This is a genomic window from uncultured Pseudoalteromonas sp. (genome assembly GCF_963922945.1).
Lineage (GTDB): Bacteria > Pseudomonadota > Gammaproteobacteria > Enterobacterales > Alteromonadaceae > Pseudoalteromonas.
Genome location: NZ_CAWUKC010000073.1, coordinates 1 through 19,876, shown reverse-complemented (window position 1 = coordinate 19,876; position 19,876 = coordinate 1). Strand labels below are relative to the sequence as shown.

The following is a 19,876-nucleotide window of genomic DNA, read 5'->3' as shown; positions in this document are numbered from 1 at the left end:
CTGAGCAAACTGAGCAAAAAGCGCCTGCGAAAAAAACTAAAACGAAAGCTGCTGCGCCTGTTAAAGCACAAAAAACAGCACCATTTACTGTTGTAACTCAAAGCGATGACGGCTACACAGCTGAAGAGTTTTGGATTGTTAAACTTGCAAGTAAAGATCACGACTGTCGTTTACCGCGTGGTGTTGTTTAAACAACATACGTTCAGTAAAAAAACCGCGTTATGCGGTTTTTTTATGCCTGCTCTTTAGTAATTGAGCATCTAGCCATTTAGCTAAAAACCCACACACACAATAAATACGGTTCCTAACAACGCTGGCTGTTATAAAATGCCCTACAATAACACTTTTAGGGCATGCAAGTGGGCTTTCTGGGATGCCAAATACCAGCACAGCATGTGAAATACCCAGTCAAACACTAATAAAACACATCATTCAGTGCTAAAAAAAGCGGCTAGTAGCCGCTTTCTATAGTTTTTAACACCTATCGTTTTTCAAAATAAAATGATTTTCGCTGCTTTTTTCCCACCTCGTTCATGGTACTTGCATCAAATAACCGCCCATTAATCATGGTGTAATCGATTTTATCTGAATCACGAATATTTTTCAGTGGATCGCCATCTATAACGACTAAATCGGCAAGCTTACCGACCTCAAGCGAGCCTATGTTTTTATCAAGCCCTAAATATTTAGCAGGGTCAAGCGTTGAGGCTCTAATCGCTTCGAGTGAACTCATGCCACCTTGAGCAAACATCCACATTTCCCAGTGAGCACCTAAGCCCTCACGTTGCCCATGCGCACCTAAATTTACCAGTACACCTAAATCTTGCAGCTCTTTTGCTACGCGAGCGTTATTGAAGTGGTTATAGTGATGATCGGGCGCTTTTACTCGACGCATTGAACGCGGTAACAATTGATTTTTAGGCACAAATTTACTTAAGCGCGGATGATTCCATACATCCGTTTTATCGTACCAGTAGTTTTCTCCCCAAATACCACCATAAGCAACCACTAATGTTGGAGTGTAACCTACATCACTTTGTGACCATAATTGCTTTATATCATCGTAAATATGCTCTACTGGAATAGAGTGTTCAATACCAGTGTGGCCATCTACAACCATGCTTAAATTGTGTTGTAATAGTGAGCCACCCTCTGGCACGACCATTATTTCAAGCTCTCGCCCTGCTTCAATAACTTGCTGACGCTGTTCGCGGCGCGGCTGATTGTAAGATTTAACACTAAACGCACCCACTTTTTTAAGGCGCTCTAAATGAAATTTAGCATCGTCTAAGGAGTCAATATGTGAGGTGTAACCTGGCATATTGGCGCCGTACAAAATAGTGCCTGTGGAGAAAATTCGCGGCCCGACGATTATGCCGGCCTTTTGCATTTCACTGGCGGTAAAAATCTCTGATGTATCGTTTGATGGGTCATGAATTGTGGTAACACCGAGCGCTAAACCTGCAAAGTTTTTCCAGTTTTGCTGTGGAATTATTTCATCACTGCCTTGCGAGCCATGGGCATGTGCATCAACGATACCAGGCATAATTGTTTTACCTGTAACATCAATAACATCAGCATCTTTAGGAATAGTAACCTTGCCCACTTTGCCGATCGATTTAATGTGTTTACCTTCGGTGATTATAACGCCGTTTTTAATGACCTGTTCGCCATTCATGGTAATAATGTTTGCACCTTTTAACGCAATCATACCCTTTGGCTCGGCCATTTTTTTACTAAAGCTAATGTTTTCGCCACTTTTAACTTTAAAGTCGGCATCATCCGCTTTATTAATGGCAAACATACCATCAAGACTTGCATGGTATAGCTCAGGCCCTAAGCTCCAATACAACCTATCACTTTTGGCACTCCAACTAATATTTTCCCCCGCACGCACTGATAATTGCTCTATGGGGAACTGATTATCGCTAGGGCTAATTGAAATTGGCGACCCACTTTCTACCAGCGGGGTAACAAATACTTTAAAGCGTTCCGCAAATGCTAAATATTTTCCATCCGGTGAGACTCTAAACTCAGTGGCATGCTCCGACTCATAAAGCTTGCGTACCTTTTTATTTTCAAGCTCCACAACACTTAAAGTAGGCTTAGGCCAAGGGCTCATGATAAATACACGGTCATTGTCGCTACCAAACTGAGGTTGATAACCACTTTTAGAAATAAGCTCGCTCTGCCCCCCTTTAGTACTTACTTTGTAAATACCTGGGTTAAGCGACCACTTAGGGTTTAAAATACTTCCGCCGGTGGCTTTACGATAAACTACCATTTTGCCGTCAGGGCTAAACGTAGGCTCTACATATTTACCAGGCTCACTGGTAATTGTATCACCACGACCACTGCGCGCAGAAACAACGCGCACAGTACCTTGCTTGCTGTCATTCCACGTGGTGTAAACAATCTTTTTACCATCGCGGGAGTACTGCGGGAACAACTCATAATGATCAGTTTGTTTTGTTAAGCGCTTAATTTTTCCCGACTCCAAGTCGCGCTTGTAAATATACCCTAGCGCTTCAAAAATAGCCGTTTCGCCATCAGGACTCACTTGCACATTGCGTAGCATTTTTACGTCAAACTTATCGGTATCTAAGTCTTGTGTATAGCGCACTGCTTTCTGAATTTTTTTAGTTGTTTGTACTTTAAACTCAATTGGGCTTATTTTTTTATCGTCAACGGCCAATTTGTGTATTGAGCCACCCGCCCAAAATACAAGCTCTTCGTTATCAGGGGTCCAAGCAATGGTTGGATACACGCCATGGATAGCCCAAGTTTCTTGCATATCGCGCTCAAGCTTATCGTAAAGCTTAGTGTGCTCACCGCTAGTTAAATCGTAAAGATATAGGCTGGTTTGAAAATCGTCACGCTTTATATACGCAAGTTTTTTACCATCCGGTGATGGTGTAGGCCTTATTGCCCCACCCATGCCTTGGATTATGGTTTCTATTTCACCGGTTTCTCTATCAAAGCGTTTAATTTTATAAATACCGGCAACAGAATCTTTTGAATAATGAAAGGTTTTCCCAGGTGTTGCATCATGAGAAAAATAAACATAACGCCCATCAGGTGAAAACATTGGCTCGCCTAAATCTTTTTGGTCGTTCTCACGCTTAGTAAGTTGTACGCCTTTCCCTCCAGCTTTATGATAAAGCCACACTTCACCTGCTCCTAATGAACGGCTTGCTGTAAAGTGTTTACGAGCGACTAAATAGTCTCCATCTGGGCTCCATGCGGGGCTGTTTAAAAGCCTAAAGGTTTCATCAGTCACCGCGTGCTGATTGTTACCATCTACATCCATAACCCAGATATTATCGCCACCGCCTTGATCTGAGGTAAATGCAATGTGTTTACCATCTGGACTAAAGCGAGGCTGCATTTGCCATGCAATATCTGAGGTGAGTTGAGTTGCTTCACCTCCGCTTATAGGCATAGTGTAAATGTCACCAAGCAAATCAAACACCAACGTGTTGCCATCAGGGCTGACGTCAATGTTCATCCATGTACCTTGCTCTGTACTTATAGTTGCATCTATAAACTCACCTTTTGGTGAGTCTACCAGCCACTTGTCTTGCTTGTCGTTTGCGTGAGTCTGACCTAGTGTCAATGCGACAGATAAAGCCAGTGCAGTGTGAAGCATTTTTTTCATGCATTTCTCGCTTGTTATTATTACAGTTAAACTCTCTAACAAGATTGCAACAAAAACAGCGCTAACTTGCTAGCGTTATCCGACCAAGTGCCAAAAATTAATGCCAAACTATGGGGTCAAATTGGTAGTAGTCCACCAGCATGCGGTAAATTTCAGGGTCGTGTTGACGCAGCTCGCTTGGCTTTTCTAAAAAAGTCTCGGTGATCACAGCAAAAAATTCAGCCTCATTTGTTGCCCCATAACTGTGAATAACGTGAGGCATATTATACGCAACATGGGTTTTAAGTTGCGTAAACGCACGACTAAAAACTCTGCCCCACTCTTTATATGCATTGGAGGTTTTTAATAAAGGTGTGCCAGTGGTTTTTCCGGTCTCTTGGTCTAATTGGTGGGCAAACTCATGAAACACTAAATTGTGGCCATCACTAGGAAGACGATTACCTTCAAGTACATCGTGCCAACTTAGCACTAATGTGCCGCCAGGCCATGACTCCCCTAAACGTACAGTGTTATGATAACTAACAAGCCCTGCGCTATCACGTGTTGATTGCGGCGCATAATACGCACTCGGGTAAAGTAAAACTTCTTTTACATTTTTATAAAGTGGCCACGGTTTGTTTAGTACTAATAAGCATGCATCGGCTGCAACAATTAATTTCATAGCGGGGGTGAGCTTTAAGCCATCGCAGCCTAAAAAGCGCTTTTCGTTTAAAAACCACACTACATGGCGCTCAAGTTTAGCTCTGTCGGCATCGGTCATTTTTTTATAAATGGGCATACAGCGCAGTAAAATATCTTTTTGTTGAGAATTTAGTACAACATTTTTATATTTTTTATTCCAAAGCCAGTTTTGTATTGTTGGCCAGCGCCAATAAGTAATAACAAAAACAGCCAATACAGTAATTAGTAGCCCATTTATCATTAAGGACATCCAAAATAAGTGAGTCTCTTATTAATATGTGCGCACAGGCTTTTTTTCAATCAAATAATTTCTGTACAATTACGGCCGCTATTTTTAGCTTTGTATAAGGCTTGATCTGCTCGCGATAATAGACGGTCGTAATCACCTACTTTAGTTGAATCAGATAAACCAAAGCTCGCCGTTACATTTAACCCCTCACCCATGGCCGAAAAATCATGCTGTGCAATACTCAAACGTAGTGCTTCACATATTACTTTTGCTTCAACCGACGTTTTATCTGTAAAAACAATTGTAAATTCCTCGCCACCCCATCGCGCTATATGCTGGTTGTCTTGACAGCCATTTTTAAGCAGCTGTGCAATAGTACAAATCACTTTGTCGCCAATAATATGCGACCAGTTATCGTTAATCCGCTTAAAGTGATCAATATCCAGTATTGCTATGGCTAATGGCCGGTTTTGCTGTTTGTAAGTGGCAAAATTATGGGCAAGCCAGCTATCAAAAGCACGCCTGTTAGGCAAGTCAGTGAGTTGGTCATGCGTCGCTTGATACGCAAACGCATTGGCTTGCGTTTTTAGATCTTGCGTTTGTTTTTCTACGCGATTAGTCAATTCGATTTCTATTTTTTTATAGTGATACAAACGGTATTTGTATAAGGCAAAAATAATGAGCAAAAATAAAACAAATACTGCAAACTTAAACTGCATTTTCTGCCAAAAAAAGGATTGAATCACAATATTTACAGCTTGCTGATTATCTTGCCAATGTGCATTCGGGTAACTTGCGCGTACCATAAAGGTGTACTCTCCAGGCGGTAAATTTGTATACTCAGCCGAGGACATATCTTGGCGGTTAACCCACTTATCGTTAAAGCCCTTTAACTGGGTCTGAAAATTTAATCGTTGCGGCATAATAAAGCTCAGCCCCGCATAATGAAACGATAAACGAGACACCCCAGGCGGTAAAAGTACCGACTCCCCTTCAAGAGGAAGCGCAATAGGTTTACCATCAACAAAAATATTTTCGATAATAGTAGGCAATTCAATTTTTGTTGAGACCTTTAAACGTGAAGGCTTTACACTACTGACACCTTTTGCGGTGGCAAACCATAAGGTACCGTCGTTATGTACTACTGCTGAAGGTGTTGATCCTCCATTCGCTTGCGCGCTCAACATACCGTCACCTTCATCATAAAGTTGATAGTTAAGCATAGGTTTATTTGCTGTTAATGGGGTATCAAGAACGTGCTGAACGTGCTGTTTATCGATTTGAATGATACCTCGGTTAGTCGAAAGCCAAAACGAGCCATTATAAGGGACCACCTGAAATAGCTTATCAATAGGTAAACCTTGCTCTAAGCCAAGCATTGCCATATTTGCACTTGCAAGCTCATAGCGCACTAATCCCCTGTCTGTCGCCATCCACGTATAAGTATCGTCAATATAAAAACCAAAGGCATATTGGGCAGAAAAGTGGCGCGGAAACTCAATCGTTTTAAATTGCTCATTAACAATATCAAATACGACCACGCCGTTACCAGTGCCTACCCAGATATTTCCAGCGTTATCCTCACTGAGCGCAAGTATAAAGCCGCTTGGTAAGTCTTTTTGGTTTGTAAATTGTTCTAAGCTGCCGTCTGCATTTATGCGTGTAAGCCCCATAGCAGAGCCTATCCACAAACGATTTTTAGAATCTAATAATAAAGCGCGCACTTCGTTACTGCCAAGGCCTGAACTGCGATTAATAAATGGCGTAAAGCGATTATTTACCACCTTTAACACGCCAGAAGTGTATGTCCCTGCCCACACACTCCCATCAGGTGCTTCGAGCAAACTCAACACAGAATAAGGTTTGCCTTGATTAGTGCCCGACACTAAAGTGGCAGTATTGCGTTTAATTATATTTAAACCAGAGCTTCCCCCAACCCATAAACTACCATCTGAATGAGAAAGTACTGTACGTGTATAATCTCCGGCTAACCCTCTTTTTTGAGTCCATGTTGAAAACGGTGACTCCCGTAGGCGAAATAAGCCGGCGTTTGTGCCTACCCAAATACTCTTTTCCCTATCTTGTAGTAAAGACAAAATGCGGTTGGCGGGTAATCCATCCTTAGCATTTAACTGCTCTAGACCATTGGGCGACACCCTAAATACCCCTTTGTTGATTGTGCCAAACCATAAATCACCATGATTATCTTCTAATAAGCTAGAAATAGACTCATTCCTAAGCTTATTATGTATAGGCTCAAACTGTGTATTGGTTTTAATCCATGCCCCTTTTTCGCTGCCTATAATGAGTGAACCACTTCGAGTCATCAGTAAGTTATATACAGGGGCATTAGGTAAACCATAGCGCGGTGTCATTAAGGTAGGTATTTTATTATGTATTTTATAAAGGCCCGCATTGGTTGCAGCCCAAATAATCCCATCGCTATCTTCTAAAACGCGGTAAGCACTGACATTTTCTATTATTGCAATGTCGGTATCGCTGTTGTGCGCACGATAAAACACCCCATCGTTTTCAAGCGCTAACCATAAGCTTTGATCAGCACTCTCAATTAAATGATTAACCATGGTTGATGCTGAGCGCTTAGTATCCCATTGCCTGTGTTGGTATAAGCTAATGCCACCACGTGCCCCCGCTATGTATAATCCACCTCTGCGAGTGGGAGTTAAAGCTCTTAAACCTGAGTCGGGTAAGTTATTAATATGGGCACGGGTTAATATTGTAAAATCAATCCCATTAAAACGTGCTAGGCCTTCCCACGTAGCCACCCATAAGTAGCCATCTTTCGTTTGAGTGACACTATTAATACTGTTGTGGGGTAATCCAGAGCGCGTGTTCCATGTTTCAGAAAAGTAATCACTTAAAGGCAATCGAGAGTGTTCTTGGGCTTCACATATAAACATGACGAATAAAAAACATAGAATGCTTAATTGTCTCATCATCAATTGCCTTAGTTTTTATTATAATTGTATAAGCGTTAATCGTTATTAAAAAAGTGTAGGAAAGACCTTACTTGGTATTGAGCACACCAAAATTGTGTGTCCCTACACAGCGCTCAGATCCGTACATGCTCAAAAGAACCTAAAATGAGTCGAGACAACTTAATGTTGTAAACGTATCAGCTAAACGTTACAAATTAACTTATAACACTCATCTTACTAAAAATAGTACCATAGCAAATAAACACATTGCATTAACTAAATTCAATTAAACTTTACAAAAATCGTCGATATTGTTTTGTAATTCGTTAATAAACGCTGCAACGTGCAAACCGTCCATTAAAGAATGATGAACATCAATCGAAAACGGCATAAGACCTGTGGTTTTATCGTATTGACCAAATACAAATTTAGGGATACCCGCGCTTTTTCCTTCGCTAAAGGCATGTGAAAAACTACTAAAGTTCAGCCATGGTAAAACTGATATGTGTATTAGATCGGCCTGTCCTTCAGTTTGATTAAACGCATCAGAAAATAAAGGTTGAGACTTTGCCTTGTTGCTTATAACCGCAGCATGTTTAGCAAACTCTCTAAAGCAAGGCGAGTAGCTAAAATAACTAAATACAAACGACTCATCGCTAGCAAGCTCTACTACGCTAGCTCTCACTTGCTTTAAGCGCCATGGACGCTCTTTGATGATTCTTAGCATAATCGGATTATAGGCATGGCATGCTTTAAGCGTTGCATACACATAGGCATAAAAAAATGACTGTTTGTTTTGTTTACAGTATTCAAATAAAGACTTAACGTTGAGTGTTACACACACATTAAAGTAAGGTTGAGTAAAGTTTTTAAATAGTTCAAAGTGCTGTTGGCGAGACCATGAGTCTTGGTCAATAGGTTCCATCAAGTCGTGTTTATCAATCATTTTTTATCAACATAATTTAATTACAAACAAAAAAGGCGCACTAATGTACGCCTTAATCTAAATAAACGGAGTCAATTTACAGGCCGTTTTTAATTATCTCTTGTGCTAGTTCATCGGCAATCAAATGCGTTGATTTGTGCTCTTTTTCACTGCGAGAAAAAATTTCAGTTAAGGTATCAAAAATACCTTCAACATGTTTATTAGACGCTTCTTCACTGTAACCCTCTGGTGCAGTTTCGTAGTAAACATTAATGATACCACCGGCGTTAATAACATAATCTGGCGCATATAAAATACCTTTTTCGCGAAGCACCTCACCATGGCGAGACTGCGCCAGTTGATTATTAGCACACCCTGCAACAATTGTTGCCTTAATACGAGCAATGGTTTCATCATTAATGGTAGCACCTAATGCACACGGTGCGTATACATCAACATCAAGGTCATAAATCTCGTCAATACCTACGGCTGTCGCGTTAAAGTCATCAACTACACGCTGCACAGCGTCTTTATTGATATCGGTCACAAATAATTGTGCACCCGCTTGCGCTAAATGTTTACATAAACCATAAGCTACAGCACCTAGGCCTTGTACCGCTACTTTAATACCAGTAAAGTCTTGATGGCCGCGTTGGTGCTGTAATGCCGCTTTAATTCCTAAAAACGTGCCGTACGCTGTAAAAGGTGATGGATTACCGCTTTTGCCTTCAAGGCCTAGCACATAATTTGTTTCTTTATTCATTAATGCAACGTCGTCACACGTGATATTTACATCTTCAGCGGAGTAATAACGCCCGTTAAGTCGCTCTAATTGACGACCAAAAGCACGGAATAACTGCTCTGATTTAATCTCTTTTGCATTACCAATGATGACTGATTTACCCCCACCAAACGGTAAGCGAGCAACCGCATTTTTGTAGGTCATTCCTTTAGAGAGACGAAGTACATCGTAAACAGCATCTTCATCATTAGCATAATCCCACATTCTACAACCGCCAACCGCTGGGCCAAGGTTAGTATTATGTACGGCAATAATTGCTTTTAAACCTGACGCTTCGTCAGAACAAAAAACCACTTGTTCGTGGTTATCAAATTCAGCTTGATTAAACACAGCCACTGTAATTACTCCAAAATAGTTTACCCGTGAGAGGGATGAGCGCTGGAAATTGACGAAACTTTACCACTTCATTTTTACACACGCTACAACATGAGAAGTTAAAGCTACAAAAAGCCTAACTTTTAAATTAAAAATCCAAATTACAATATATTATGAATATAAAATCCATAAAAAGGCGTATAAATTAAAATTAAAACCAACATCAAAAATAAAAAACACGATCACCTTTACGTAAGCGTAAAGGTGGCGCAAGGTGTAAACCTGAACTTACACAGCACTTCTTTCACCAAAGGTGCACAGTGTATAGATTTGCGAGAAAAAAAGTAGATTTAACATAACTGGTCTGAGGTGTTTTGTTAGCAGTAAACTCGCTCTTTTTTAGCTTTACACCCACTTAAAATTAAAAAAGCGAGCCGAGGCTCGCTTTTTTATCTGATAGCAATAAAACTTTATTTAAGTTTACCGTCTAACTCTTCAATTTTAGCTTTCCAAATTGCAGGACCTTGTGTATGGGCATTAGCGCCTTCACTATCCACTGCAACCGTTACTGGCATATCCTCTACTTCAAATTCGTAGATTGCTTCCATTCCTAAGTCTTCAAAAGCCACTACGCGTGCCTTTTTGATTGCTTTAGACACTAAGTAAGCTGCGCCGCCTACAGCCATTAAGTAAACCGATTTATGCTCTTTGATAGACTCAACCGTCGCAGGACCACGCTCTGCTTTGCCGATCATACCTACAATGCCGGTTTTTTCTAGCATCATATCGGTGAATTTATCCATACGTGTTGCGGTTGTAGGGCCTGCAGGGCCTACGGCTTCATCACCTACAGCATCAACTGGGCCAACGTAATAAATAAACTTATTATCGAAGTCTACGCCCTCAGGTAAACCTTCACCTGAATTGATCATATCTTGTAAGCGTTTATGGGCAGCGTCACGGCCTGTTAAAATAGTGCCTGAGAGTAAAATGGTTTCACCCATTTTCCACTCGCGGGTATCTTCTTTAGTAAGTGTGTCTAAATTAACTCGACGAGTTCCTTCACCTACCTCAAAGGTTACCTCTGGCCAATCTTCTAACTTAGGCGCTTTTAAATCAGCAGGGCCAGAACCATCTAGCGTAAAGTGCACGTGGCGGGTTGCTGCACAGTTAGGGATCATTACTACAGGTTTTGATGCCGCATGCGTAGGCGCTGTTTTTACTTTAATATCAACAACCGTTGTTAAACCACCTAAGCCTTGCGCACCAATACCTAGCTTGTTAGCACGTTCAAAAATTTCTAAACGTAATTTTTCTTCTGTTGTTTGTGCACCGCGTTCCATTAATTCATGAATATCAACCGGATCCATTAACGACTCTTTTGCCATTACCGCTGCTTTTTCAGCGGTTCCACCTATACCTATTCCTAGCATGCCTGGCGGACACCAACCTGCACCCATCGTCGGTAGCGTTTTTTCTACCCATGCAGCTACATCGTCAGACGGGTTTAGCATAACCATTTTACTTTTATTCTCTGAGCCGCCGCCTTTGGCTGCCACCATAACTTCGACTTCGCCACCTGGCACTAAATCAATATGCACGACAGACGGGGTGTTATCTTTTGTATTTTTGCGCGTACCGGCAGGGTCAGCAACAATAGAAGCACGTAGTGGGTTATCTGGATTTAAATATGCGCGGCGTGTGCCTTCATCAACCATTTGCTGTACGGTTAAATCTGTTTTATCCCACTTAACATCCATTCCTACTTTTACAAAGCAGGTAATAATACCCGTGTCTTGACACAGTGGACGCTTGCCTTCAGCCGACATACGCGAGTTAATTAAAATTTGCGCGATTGCATCTTTAGCAGCCTTGCTTTGTTCTTTGTTATAGGCTTTTTCTAGCGCTTGAACAAAATCAAGAGGATGATAAAAGGAAATATATTGCAACGCATCTTCAATGCTATCAATAAAGTCTTGCTGACGGATTGTACTCATAGTGGTTCCTTAAGTTAGCGTTACGCTCAAGCGTAATCTATACCAAACCGGTGACGGTGGTTTGTACTGTTTTAATTACAGCGTTGAATTGTGATACTAAACGCTGCCAAAAAAATTTGACTTATGATACCCTCCCAGCCCGTTTCGAGCCAGTTCTTAAAGGGGCAGTAAATGCTAAACAATGAAAAAAATTGTGTAAAATTAGCCATAACACAAAACTGCATTGATGTTTTCGCGCATTTTGCGCATTTACCCTATGCCGTATTGCTAGACTCAGCCAATAGCGAGCACATAAACAGTCGCTTTGATATTATTGCCATTGAGCCGGAAGCTATTTTAGAAGTAAACAACAATCAAAGCGTATTTAACCAGCAGTTAGACCCACGTAGCCCCTTTAAAATAATGAATGATGAGCTAAAAAAGCTCAGTATACAAAAAGCGGCAAACAACCTGCCTTTTAACGGTGGTTGGCTTGGTTATTTTGGTTACGATTTAGGGCGTATTATCGAGCATATGCCGAGCACGGCAAAACACGATATAACATTGCCACAAATGGCTGTTGGGCTTTATTTGGATGCGCTAATATTTGATAAACACCAGCAAAGTTGGTTTTACGTTTCTCAACCTGACGTGAATCGTTTAGCGCTTTACCAACAATATTTAGCTAACGATATAGCACCTGCCCATTTTACGCTCACCAGCGATTGGCACTCAAATATGAGTGAGCGTCAATACGCTGATAAATTTGCGCAAATACAAGATTATTTAAAAAGTGGTGATTGTTATCAAATCAATCTAGCGCAGCGCTTTAGCGCAAGCTTTGAGGGCGAGCCATGGCTGGCTTATAAAACCTTACGTGAGGCTAACAAAGCACCGTTTTCGAGTTTTATAAATCATCCCCTTGGCGCTATTTTGTCAATATCGCCAGAGCGCTTTATTGCAGTTCACGATAACATTGTTGAAACTAAACCCATTAAGGGCACGCTGCCACGCATGGCCGATGCAATCGCCGATCAGCAACAAGCCAGAGCCCTTGAAAGCTCAACCAAAGACCGCGCAGAAAATGTGATGATAGTGGACTTATTACGTAACGATTTAGGCAAAGTGGCGAAACCAGGCACCGTAGATGTGCCTTCACTGTTTGCTATTGAGAGCTTTCCGGCAGTCCATCATTTAGTGAGTACTGTAACTGCAGTACTTGATGACAAAAAAACATGCGTAGACCAGCTTGAAGCTGCATTTCCCGGTGGCTCAATCACCGGCGCACCTAAAATTAGGGCAATGGAAATAATAGAAGAGCTTGAGCCACATAGACGCAGTATTTACTGCGGCTCTATAGGATATTTAAGTGCCTGCGGTAACATGGATACCAGTATTACAATTCGTACTTTGGTTTGCCAAAACGAGCACATATATTGCTGGGCAGGCGGTGGCATTGTTGCTGATTCTAAAGTCGAATTGGAATACCAAGAAACATACGATAAAGTGAATAAAATACTTCCTTTATTAAAACAGTAAAACGCTTTGAATAGTGAACATATTATTGCGCGGTTTCAGTTATCACCAACTGCCGCGCCAAATCAATTAAAAGACACCCGAAAAAAGCGCGCTAGCGCGGTAATTCTCCCTATTATTGATATTAATAACCACGCGCATATTTTGCTGTGCAAACGCCCTACTTATTTACATCACCACCCTGGAGAGATTTGCTTACCTGGTGGAAAGTATGAACCAAGCGATACGCATTTGCGTAACACAGCGCTTCGAGAGCTCCATGAAGAACTCAATATACCGCCTAATAACGTTACATTGTTAGGACAACTACCACAGTACGCAACCTTAACAGGTTTTAGTATCACTCCGTTTGTTGGTTTACTTGATAAACACACAGTGTGGGAGAACGATCATAACGAAGTCCAAGCTAGCTTTTTAATATCAGTGACGGCACTTTCACGTGAAGAAAATTGGCACCCTATCCCTTTTCAACGATTTGGTAAAACCATTGCCTTGCAAGGGTTTAGTACACCGCACGGATTACTGTGGGGAGCGACAGCAAGCATTATTAAAAACTTTACAAAACAGCTTGCCCTACCAGTTTAAAACTTACTGACAAATAGTTACATAATAAACAATTAACGTTATGATACTCGACCGTTCAAAGAACAGCTTTCGAGCTGAGAAAATAAAGTAGAGACCCATAGTATGATCAGTGCATTTGATATGTTTAGCATTGGTATTGGCCCATCATCGTCACATACCGTTGGCCCAATGCGTGCCTCGCGTTTATTTGTTAATGACCTACAAGAGCAACAACTTTTAACTTCTGTTACCGATATAAAGGTAGAGCTTTATGGCTCGCTTGGCCAAACGGGCGTAGGCCATGGCTCTGGCAAAGCGGTGATATTAGGCCTAGCTGGCTACGATCCAGAAACCATAGATGCAGATTTAGTTGACGACATTCTTGCCACCATTGAAAAAGAGCAAGTGATCTACCTAAACCAAACCCATAAAGCGAACTTTCCTAAGCAAGGGGCTATTGTTTTTCATCGCCGTAAAACCTTACCTAAGCACTCTAACGCAATGGAAATTATTGCATCAAATAATGGCGAAAAAGTATACAGCAAGGTATATTACTCTATCGGCGGCGGCTTTATTGTTACTGATGAAGAGTTTGAAAACGAAAAACAAGCAGCCCTTGATATACGCGAACAAAACCCAGCGCCTTACCCGTTCGAAAGTGCAAAAGACTTACTAGAGCTGTGTAAAGAGTCAGGCCTAAGTGTATCTACCTTAATGATGCATAACGAAAAAACCTTGCGTAAAGAAGAAGATATTAAAGACGAGCTGTTTAATATTTGGCAAGTAATGAAAGCGTGCATTGAACGCGGGATGCGTACCGAAGGTATTTTACCAGGCGGCTTAAAAGTTAAACGTCGTGCGCCTAGTTTGTATTTAAAGTTAAACGTAGAAGTGAGTAATGACCCGCTTAGAGCAATGGACTGGGTAGATTTATTTGCTTTAGCTGTAAATGAAGAAAACGCCGCGGGTGGGCGTGTGGTTACAGCACCAACAAATGGTGCTGCAGGTATATTGCCCGCTGTTTTAATGTACTACCACACATTTATTAAAGAAGTGGATCGCGATATTGCCACACGCTATTTATTAACCGCAGCGGCTATTGGTATTTTGTACAAAAAAAATGCCTCTATTTCGGGTGCAGAAGTAGGCTGCCAAGGTGAAGTGGGTGTGGCTTGTTCAATGGCTGCCGGCGCACTCACCGAGATTGTTGGTGGTAATGTAGTACATGTTGAAAACGCCGCAGAAATAGGGATGGAGCATAACTTAGGCCTCACCTGCGATCCCGTAGGCGGATTGGTACAGGTACCATGTATTGAACGAAATGCTATGGGCGCCATTAAAGCAATTAACGCCTCTCGATTAGCATTACGTGGCAGTGGCGAACAAAAGGTATCGCTTGATAAAGTAATTAAAACCATGCTCGATACCGGTAACGACATGAAAACCAAATACAAAGAAACCGCACGCGGTGGATTGGCGGTAAACATTATTGAATGTTAAGCCTATAAAAACAAAAACCGCGTAGTGCAAAGTACGCGGTTTTTTTATATTTTTTGAGTCAGCTTAAAAGAGACTATTTTACCGGCAGCTCTATATCTGCAAATAACGCATCAACGTCTTCTTGGTTTCGCAATAAGCTTGCGCGCTCTACCCGCTCTTTTGTTAAATGCGGAGCAAAACGCTCTATAAAGTCATACATATAAGTACGTAAAAAGCTGCCCTTTCTAAAGCCAATTTTAGTTGTGCTTGCTTCAAATAAATGGCTGGCGTCAATACACACTAAATCAGTATCACTTAATTGATCCACCGCCATAGAAGCAACCACCCCCACACCTAGCCCTAACCTTACATACGTTTTTATTACATCGGCATCGGTTGCTGTAAATACAATATGCGGCTCAAGGCCGTGCGCATTAAATGCTTTATCAAGCTCTGAGCGACCTGTAAAACCAAATACATAGGTAATAAGTGGATACTGAGCTATATCAGCAACGGTTAAACTATCTGCTTTTTGGGCTAGAGGATGATCTTTTGCCACCACAATACTGCGATTCCAGTGATAACAAGGCAACATAACTAAATCTGAGTATAAATGCAGTGCTTCAGTTGCAATAGCAAAGTCTGCGTCACCACGCGCAGCTGCATCCGATATTTGTTGAGGTGTACCTTGGTGCATATGCAGTGAAACAGCGGGGTATTTTTTCATAAAACCCTGAATAACGCTTGGTAAGGCATAACGCGCTTGCGTATGCGTTGTAGCTATATTGAGTTTACCCTGATCAGGTAGCGTGTGCTCATTAGCCACCGCTTTTATACCTTCGACCTTAGATAAAATTTCACGTGAAATATTAATTATCTCTTCGCCGGCACCCGTAACATGCGTTAAATGCTTACCACTGCGGCCAAAAATTTGTACACCAAGCTCATCTTCAAGCATACGAACTTGTTTAGAGATACCAGGTTGCGAGGTAAATAAACTCTCAGCAGTGGCTGAAACGTTTAACTTATGGTTTTGTACTTCTACGATGTATCTAAGTTGTTGTAATTTCATGGTTGCAGTTTTTAACGTTATTATTAAGCGTATATGATGACAGTACTGCACAAATCCAAGTTTAATTAAGCTCAACCTTGGTAAAGTGAGTACGTATATTTTCATTATTTGAACGTTAAGGCTAGCATAATAAACCCGCTACAGGTAGCGATGTTTATTCAGGTTCAACTTATAATACATTTTACTTATTTCTCATTTTTAACATATTTTTAAGTTAATCAGCGCAAAGCTACCCTCAAAGCATATATTTGATGTAATATAAAAAAATAGATTATGAATCCGAGAATTAAGCCATGATCGTTTCGATTATAATTGTGCTTATCGTCGCGCTGATAGTAATTGCATTATGGGTAAGCGCTGTGCAGCAGCACAAAGAAAAGCAAGAAATAGAACGTCGTAAAGAATTAACAAAACAAAAAGCGATAATTGAAGAAACTGAAGAGGCGCTTATGAACAGTGCCAATATTCCACTTTCTGAAAATAACATACGGGTATTACAACGTAGATGCTACGAAGCCCTCAATGCGATGGTATCCCACTCACCTAATTCTAAAGCATTGAAAAACAGATTAGCTGAGGCCAAAGAAAGATTAAATGGCACTGTTCAAGCTAATAACACCGACAAGTTTTCGTTACCTAGTAATGATAAACAATTAGTATCTCTCATTCAGGGCATAAAAAAGCTTCGTACTATTATGCGCTCAGAGCATAGTAAAGGCCGTGTAGACAGCCAAGTATTTGCAACAGAGGACAAACGTTTAGAAAAGCTTCAATTAAAAATAAACATTGAAAGCCAAATTAAACGCGGCATATCAGCTCGCTCTGCAGGTATGGTTGGCTCAGCGAGACAGTATTTTGAAAAAGCATACGCCACACTAAGTGCGGTAGCCTACTCGGATGAATATGTAAATGCTAAGCGCCACGAGGTTGAGGGTTACCTTGAAGAAATTAGTAGTGAATTAAAAGCATCTAACGCTTCTGCATTGAAGAAAAAAACAGAGGCCGAACAAGATGATCTTGACGTATTGTTTGCGCCAAAAAAGAAATGGTAAGCTCAAACACCTAATAAAAAGCCCATACCTAATGTATGGGCTTTTTTGTATCAGCTAAGCTATGACTCCCTACGGGCAAATAACCTTATTTTGAGACAGTACCTTGCAATCAGTTCGTCATACACGCTCATTTACCACTGCAAAGATACGTAAGGTATAACCATGCAGTGGCAATGAGTGATAGCAACTTAATAATAAATGTTTATCCACTTTTAAATTAAATCACTTAACTATAAGAATGAGCATTAGCTATTACGATAAAAATGCAAACTTGATAACAAATAACGCTGTTAAAATCCATACACTAATACTAACTTGATCACGTTTACCACACAGTATTTTAACCGCAGTATACGATATAAAACCAAGGGCAATACCGTGCGCAATAGAGAATGTAAGTGGTGTCATAAGTAGTACTACACTTACCGGAATTGCATCGCTCATGTCATCCCAGTTTACAAACTTGAGGTTTTGTAGCATTAATACCGCCACGTATAAAATCGCGCCCGCTGTTGCATAAGCCGGCACCATTTGCGCAAGCGGCGCAAAAAACATCATTAATAAAAAGCATATACCCACAACAACAGCAGTTAAGCCAGTACGCCCTCCAACCGATACACCGGCCACAGATTCAATATAAGAGGTGGTTGTAGAAGTGCCTAACATAGAGCCTGCAATAGTCGCTGTACTATCAGCACTCAACGCTCGCCCTAAACGCGGCATGTTGCCTTTTTCATCCGCTAAGCCTGCTTTTTGCGTCACTGCGACCAAGGTGCCTGATGTATCAAATAAATCAACAAACAAAAACGCAAAAATTACGCTCAGCATAGAAAGTTCAAAGGCTGCTGCAAAATCAAGTTGCATAAACGTAGGTAAAATAGACGGTGGCATCGAAATTACACCATGGTACTGAACTAAATCGAGGCTTAACGCAATGCCTGTTACTAGCAAAATGCTAATCAGTACGCCGCTTTTAATATCGCGATAGAGTAACGCAGCAATGACAAAAAAGCTTAAGATAGCTAATAAAGGACCTGCGGATGTAATATCGCCAAGCTGTACTAATGTAGCTGGGCTTGAAACAATAATGCCTGCATTTTTTAGCGCAATTAACGCTAAAAACGCGCCAATACCAGTGGCAATTGCTTGCTTTAAAACCAAAGGAATAGCATTGATTATCCACTCTCTAACTTTAAACAAACTTAAAATTAAAAATATACAACCCGACATGAATACCGCACCTAATGCAGCTTGCCAGCTATAACCCATGCCCAGTACAACACCATAGGTAAAAAAGGCATTTAACCCCATACCTGGCGCAAGTGCTAAAGGGTAATTTGCCCAAATCCCCATTATAAAACAGCCAATGGCCGCTGCTATACAAGTAGCAACAAATGCAGCACCTTGATCCATCCCAGCTTCTGCAAGCATGGCCGGATTTACAAATACAATGTAAACCATAGTGATGAATGTTGTTATTCCTGCGATACTTTCGCGTCGCACATTGGAGTTATTTTCGCGGAGTTTAAATAGAGCTTCGAGCATAATAGACTTGTGATAGTAAAAAGTGTCGTTATTTTATCATAAAAATAAGTATAAACAGGACATTTTACCTTGCGATATACTAAACTGTTGACGTAGAAATTATAAAAAAAGAGTGTATATGAATAAAACTCAACCTAGTGGGCAAGACTTAGAGCAGCAACTAAATAATATTTTAAATTTTGTGACACAACCTACTCACGACGGTGGTGATAATAAAAGTGAAATAAGTGAACAAACAACACTCAATAAAGCACTCTATTATTTAAAGCATAACCAAGCACCGCTGGCCGCCAAATGGATGCGTCTTACTGCAATGGCAGGCAACCACCGCGCACAGTTTTATTTAGGGTTATTTTTTATTAAGGGCCAAGGCGTGCCAAAGAGTGTATTTCACGCCGCGGCGTGGCTAAGTTTAGCCAGCAGCCAAGGATATGAACCTGCAACCGCTGCCTTAGATGATTTAAGAAAGTACATTGATACAAAACGCCTTAAGGACGCACAGTGCTATGCAGCTAGTTTGTATGAGCAAATCCATCAAATACAGTTTGCCCACTTAATTCCAAAAAATGACTAACTACTGTATACCTAACTACCCAGTAACACATTAAAACAACTGTATACACTCCCTAAAGTACTGTATAGCGCTGCGACACTTTATACAGTACTTAAAAACGTCCTTAGCTTTCTCTCACACTTTAAAAATATAACCATCTGTTTTTAAAGAGTTATTTTAAATTTTATTTTTTAAAACCATTAACTGTATAAAAAGTAGCAAAAAAACGCTTGCACACAACAACTGTATAAACTACTGTATACATGTACTGTATATAAACCCAGTGAGTGAGACCTATGCTACAGCCAATTACCGTAAGAACCGTTAAAAGCTACCAACAAAATGATGAAAGTGAGTCGGTAAACTTAATAAAAGTAGAAGACGAAATTTCTGCTACGTTTGAGATGCTAAAAGTGTTGCATCAATACAATAGCTCTAACGCGTGGACCTTACTTATTGCGCCAGATCATGTACCAAGTAAAGCTTTGCTTGATAGCTGCTCAATAGATACCAGCAAACTACTGGTAATAAGACAAAAGCATTTAGTAAA

General features: G+C 40.8%; 14 protein-coding genes and 2 pseudogenes. 7 read left to right on the top strand and 9 right to left on the bottom strand.

Annotation, left to right across the window (positions count from 1 at the left end):
• Positions 1-191 (top strand): annotated as a pseudogene (locus AABI99_RS14120) (hypothetical protein); the annotation flags it as partial.
• Positions 192-219: 28 nt separating this feature from the next.
• Here the strand turns inward: AABI99_RS14120 and AABI99_RS14115 are convergent.
• The 7 genes from AABI99_RS14115 to AABI99_RS14085 form a co-directional block, all read right to left on the bottom strand.
• Entirely contained in the window at positions 220-390 is a 171-nt protein-coding gene (locus AABI99_RS14115; RefSeq protein ID WP_338366524.1) for an HPP family protein, read from the bottom strand.
• A gap of 91 nt (positions 391-481) precedes the next feature.
• Positions 482-3,658 carry an amidohydrolase family protein gene (locus AABI99_RS14110; protein ID WP_338366523.1) on the bottom strand — a complete coding sequence of 1,059 codons (3,177 nt, stop codon included), beginning with the start codon at positions 3,656-3,658 and terminating at the stop codon, positions 482-484.
• A 97-nt stretch (positions 3,659-3,755) separates the two neighbouring features.
• Positions 3,756-4,580 carry a M90 family metallopeptidase gene (locus AABI99_RS14105; protein ID WP_338366522.1) on the bottom strand — a complete coding sequence of 275 codons (825 nt, stop codon included), beginning with the start codon at positions 4,578-4,580 and terminating at the stop codon, positions 3,756-3,758.
• A gap of 59 nt (positions 4,581-4,639) precedes the next feature.
• Positions 4,640-7,528 carry a two-component regulator propeller domain-containing protein gene (locus AABI99_RS14100; RefSeq protein ID WP_338366521.1) on the bottom strand — a complete coding sequence of 963 codons (2,889 nt, stop codon included), beginning with the start codon at positions 7,526-7,528 and terminating at the stop codon, positions 4,640-4,642.
• A 265-nt stretch (positions 7,529-7,793) separates the two neighbouring features.
• On the bottom strand, positions 7,794-8,432 hold the full coding sequence (locus AABI99_RS14095; protein WP_338366525.1) for a CatA-like O-acetyltransferase: 639 nt from the start codon (positions 8,430-8,432) through the stop codon (positions 7,794-7,796).
• A gap of 97 nt (positions 8,433-8,529) precedes the next feature.
• Positions 8,530-9,570, bottom strand: coding sequence for a Glu/Leu/Phe/Val dehydrogenase (locus tag AABI99_RS14090; RefSeq protein ID WP_338366520.1), 1,041 nt, complete (start codon positions 9,568-9,570; stop codon positions 8,530-8,532).
• Between the two features lie 449 nt (positions 9,571-10,019).
• Positions 10,020-11,546, bottom strand: coding sequence for a fumarate hydratase (locus tag AABI99_RS14085; RefSeq protein ID WP_055016577.1), 1,527 nt, complete (start codon positions 11,544-11,546; stop codon positions 10,020-10,022).
• A gap of 171 nt (positions 11,547-11,717) precedes the next feature.
• On the opposite strand from AABI99_RS14085, the gene pabB reads away from it, so the two are divergent.
• From pabB to AABI99_RS14070, 3 genes are all read left to right on the top strand, one after another.
• Positions 11,718-13,064, top strand: coding sequence for an aminodeoxychorismate synthase component I (pabB, locus tag AABI99_RS14080; protein ID WP_338366519.1), 1,347 nt, complete (start codon positions 11,718-11,720; stop codon positions 13,062-13,064).
• Positions 13,065-13,070: 6 nt separating this feature from the next.
• Positions 13,071-13,646, top strand: a complete 576-nt coding sequence (locus tag AABI99_RS14075; RefSeq protein WP_338366518.1) for a CoA pyrophosphatase — start codon at positions 13,071-13,073, stop codon at positions 13,644-13,646.
• Between the two features lie 102 nt (positions 13,647-13,748).
• On the top strand, positions 13,749-15,125 hold the full coding sequence (locus tag AABI99_RS14070; protein WP_338366517.1) for an L-serine ammonia-lyase: 1,377 nt from the start codon (positions 13,749-13,751) through the stop codon (positions 15,123-15,125).
• Positions 15,126-15,198: 73 nt separating this feature from the next.
• Here AABI99_RS14070 and cysB read toward each other — a convergent pair whose 3' ends face one another.
• Positions 15,199-16,176 (bottom strand): HTH-type transcriptional regulator CysB, encoded by a 978-nt coding sequence (gene cysB, locus AABI99_RS14065; RefSeq protein ID WP_138613779.1) that lies wholly within the window; start codon positions 16,174-16,176, stop codon positions 15,199-15,201.
• 293 nt (positions 16,177-16,469) lie between these two features.
• Here cysB and AABI99_RS14060 point away from each other — a divergent pair, with 293 nt between their 5' ends.
• A complete protein-coding gene (locus AABI99_RS14060) occupies positions 16,470-17,228 on the top strand; it encodes a hypothetical protein (protein ID WP_338366516.1) in 759 nt (252 codons plus the stop codon).
• Between the two features lie 252 nt (positions 17,229-17,480).
• Here the strand turns inward: AABI99_RS14060 and AABI99_RS14055 are convergent, their stop codons facing one another.
• The gene (locus AABI99_RS14055; RefSeq protein WP_338366515.1) at positions 17,481-18,773 is read right to left on the bottom strand and encodes an NCS2 family permease; all 1,293 of its coding nucleotides are present in this window, start codon (positions 18,771-18,773) and stop codon (positions 17,481-17,483) included.
• 118 nt (positions 18,774-18,891) lie between these two features.
• Here AABI99_RS14055 and AABI99_RS14050 point away from each other — a divergent pair, with 118 nt between their 5' ends.
• Entirely contained in the window at positions 18,892-19,347 is a 456-nt protein-coding gene (locus tag AABI99_RS14050) for a sel1 repeat family protein (protein WP_338366514.1), read from the top strand.
• A 275-nt stretch (positions 19,348-19,622) separates the two neighbouring features.
• Positions 19,623-19,876 (top strand): annotated as a pseudogene (locus AABI99_RS14045) (hypothetical protein); the annotation flags it as partial.